This window comes from Gemmatimonas sp. (assembly GCF_044376735.1).
In the GTDB taxonomy this organism is placed as follows: Bacteria; Gemmatimonadota; Gemmatimonadetes; order Gemmatimonadales; family Gemmatimonadaceae; genus Gemmatimonas.
On sequence record NZ_JBILKJ010000252.1, the window covers coordinates 1 to 3,024 of the forward strand.

Sequence of the window (3,024 nt, forward strand, 5' to 3'; positions counted from 1 at the left end):
CGAGGAGAACCAGGACTGCTGCCGCAGCAAACGCGGTCAGGCCGGGATTGAACTTGAGAAAGAGCACCGCGCTCACCCACAGCATGCCCACGGCCAGCGTGGTCCAGTGCGCGCGGGTGAACGCGGCGTCCTCGTCGTCTTCCACGAGCCGCGAGTCAGGCCGCATCGCCGGTCCGCCGAACATCGCCCACGCCGCCGTCGCCACGATCGCGTGCGCTACGAAGTTCATCACCAGCACTTCGGTGGCGTGACCGCCCAACCCGGCCTTCTCCATCAGCGTTTGCACCAGCGCACCGATCGCACTGATCGGTGAGAGGTTGCCGGCGTTCGCGCCGTTGCCGACCATCAGCGCCATCAGCAGCATGGGGGCCTTCGCCCGCTGCGCGAGCCCCATCGCCAGCGGGGCCATCAACGCGGTCGTCGCGATCGACCCCGGTCCACTGGTGGAGATGAGACAGGACAGCAGAAACACGAAAGGGGGCAACAACGCCGAGCGTCCACGCAGCAGGCGGACGCCACGCCGTGTCACCACCTGCATGGTGCCGTTGGCCTGCGCGATCCCGAACAGCAGCGTGACGCCCAGCAGCGTCAGAAAAAGTGAGGACGGAAATACGGCCATCAACTGATCGACTTTCCAGTCGGCCGCGAACGTCGCGATCCCCCACGCCAGCGCGACCGCGAGCACACCGACGTTTACGCGCGACGTCAGGCTGGCCGCCACCACGAGCAACAGAGCCAACAGCGACAGCAGGGCGGGACTCATGCGCCTCGGCTCATGCCGGCGTCCACGGCGGCAGCAGATGCCGCTGCACTTTGCCCAGCGCCGTCCGCGGCATCGCCTCTAGGCGCACGAAGCCGCGGGGCACTTTGAACGACGCAAGCTGGGTGCGGATCTGCTGCGCGAGCGCCTCCAGCTCCACGGCTTCGTCGCACACGAGATACGCCACCGGCACCTCACCGCGCACCGCATCCTTCACCCCCACCACCGCCGCCTCGCGCACGCCCGGCTGCTCGGCCAGCAGCTCCTCGATCTCGCGCGGATAGATGTTGAAACCGCCCGAGATGATCAGATCGCTGCGCCGACCTTCCAGCGTGATGTAGCCGTCGGCCGAGCGTACCCCCACGTCACCGGTGCGAAACCAGCCGTCGGTGAAGGCCGCGGCCGTGGCCTCCGGGCGACGCCAGTAGCCGTCACACACATTCGGCCCGCGCACCCACAACTCACCGCTGGTACCGTCGGGGACATCCGCACCACCTTCATCCACGATCCGCACCGCCGTAAGCGGCATCGGAAAACCCACCGTGCCGGCACGACGTTCACCGTAATACGGATTGCTCACGTTCATGAGCGTCTCGGTCATGCCGTAGCGCTCCAGAATCACGTGACCGAACCGCTCGCGGAACGCCTCCATCACCGGGGCCGGCAACGGCGCCGAGCCGGACACGAAGAGCCGCGTGCGGGCACCGATGGCAGCCGCGCGTTCGGGTGCCACGTCGAGCAGGCGCACGAACATGGTCGGCACGCCGAAGAACACGGTGGGTCGATACGCCTCGAACCAATCGGCCGCGCGTTCATGTTCGAAGCGCTCGGCCAGTCGCATGTGACAGCCGCTGAGCAGCCAGACGTGCAGACCGTTGCCCAGTCCATGCACGTGAAAGAGCGGGAGCACCGCGAGGTAGCGATCGTCGCTGGTGAACTCCCAAGCGCTGGTGAGCGCCAGCGCATTCGCCGCAAAGTTGCCGTGCGTGAGCACCGCTCCCTTGGAGGCGCCGGTGGTCCCCGAGGTGTACACGAGCGCCGCCGGCGTATTCGTCGCACACAGCACCGTAATCCGCTCCGCGCTCTGCTGCGCCGCCTCAGCCACCAGCGCTTCGAGGCTCCACGACACCACCCCCGGCGGCAGCACCGGCTGCTGCGCCGCGGTGGTCACCACCGCCATCGGTGCAGCATCACTCACGATGTGCGTGATCTCGCGCTCGCGATACAGCACGTTCACCGGCACCATGATGATCCCGGTCTTGATGCACGCCAACCAGAGATCGATGATCTCGATGCGGTTGGTGAGATAGAACGCCAAGCGGTCACCGGCCTGCACGCCGCGCGCCCGCAGCGCATGGGCCATCCGGTTGCTCCGCTCCTCGAGCGCGCCGAAGGTCAGCGCGAGGGGCTCGCCGTGCGAGCCGATGTAGTCGAGCGCCGGCGTCGCCGCGCGTCCGAGCAGCGACCGATCATACAATCCGAGGAGCGACATTACGAGAGTCCGAATTCGCGCACGATGGCGCGCACACCGGCCATCTGCAGGCCATCCTCTTCGAACACGATGACCCCCAGCAAGGCGCGGCCGACATCGTCGGGGAGTCGATCCGTCCGGAACACCTGAATCACGGGCCCCATCGCCATCGCATCGCGCAGCCGGGGGTGCGACCAGCCACCGGCCAACGTCGGCTCACTGTCGAAGCCCTTGGCCAGCACGGTCGTCAGCGCCGACGCGGGCGCCCCCCGATAGCTTACCGCTGGCAGGTGGCCACCGAAGCTGCGCTCGAACAGCGCCTGCCAGGCCATCGGACGGGCGCCCTGGGCACGGGTGCCGGACGCCAGCACAATGCGCGGTGAACGCGCCAGCACGTGCATGCGCTGCACCGCATCCTGCAGATCATCGAGAATGCGCGCCTCGCGATCGGGCGCCATTTCGGGTGGTGAATTGCCAGAATCGTCGATCATCCCCCAATCTTCTCTCCCACCCGCGGTGCAGCCACCCCAATCGACCCAGTGTTCACACTTTTTCTCGTTGTCTTCCTCGATCTGATCGGATTCGGGATGATCATCCCGGTCTTTCCGTTCTATGCCGAGCATGTCGGGGTCGCGCCGGCCTCGGTCATCTTCTTCCTGGGGCTGTACTCCCTCGGGCAGCTGGTGGGCGCGCCGATCTGGGGCAGTCTGTCGGACCGCATCGGTCGCCGTCCGGTGTTGTTGATTACGCTGCTTGCCAACGCCGGTGCCTCGGCGATGCTGGCGTTCAGCAC

The 3,024-nt window shown here is 67.0% G+C and carries 3 protein-coding genes and 1 pseudogene; 1 reads left to right on the forward strand and 3 read right to left on the reverse strand.

Going from position 1 to position 3,024, the window contains the following annotated elements; genetic code table 11:
- From ACIRA7_RS16245 to ACIRA7_RS16255, 3 genes and pseudogenes are all read right to left on the reverse strand, one after another.
- A pseudogene (locus ACIRA7_RS16245) lies at nucleotides 1-763 on the reverse strand (hypothetical protein); the annotation flags it as partial.
- A 10-nt stretch (nucleotides 764-773) separates the two neighbouring features.
- Nucleotides 774-2,252 carry a class I adenylate-forming enzyme family protein gene (locus tag ACIRA7_RS16250; RefSeq protein WP_396221880.1) on the reverse strand — a complete coding sequence of 493 codons (1,479 nt, stop codon included), beginning with the start codon at nucleotides 2,250-2,252 and terminating at the stop codon, nucleotides 774-776.
- Nucleotides 2,252-2,722, reverse strand: coding sequence for a hypothetical protein (locus ACIRA7_RS16255; RefSeq protein ID WP_396221881.1), 471 nt, complete (start codon nucleotides 2,720-2,722; stop codon nucleotides 2,252-2,254). The genes ACIRA7_RS16250 and ACIRA7_RS16255 overlap by 1 nt, the downstream gene beginning before the upstream one ends.
- A gap of 48 nt (nucleotides 2,723-2,770) precedes the next feature.
- On the opposite strand from ACIRA7_RS16255, the gene ACIRA7_RS16260 reads away from it, so the two are divergent.
- The coding region (locus tag ACIRA7_RS16260; RefSeq protein WP_396221882.1) for an MFS transporter at nucleotides 2,771-3,024 on the forward strand (254 nt) is incomplete at its 3' end.

What these genes read in the sequence shown, in the direction of transcription:
- ACIRA7_RS16255 (WP_396221881.1), bottom strand. Translation starts at nt 2,722, where the DNA reads ATGATCGACGATTCTGGCAATTCACCACCCGAAATGGCGCCCGATCGC.
- ACIRA7_RS16250 (WP_396221880.1), bottom strand. Translation starts at nt 2,252, where the DNA reads ATGTCGCTCCTCGGATTGTATGATCGGTCGCTGCTCGGACGCGCGGCG.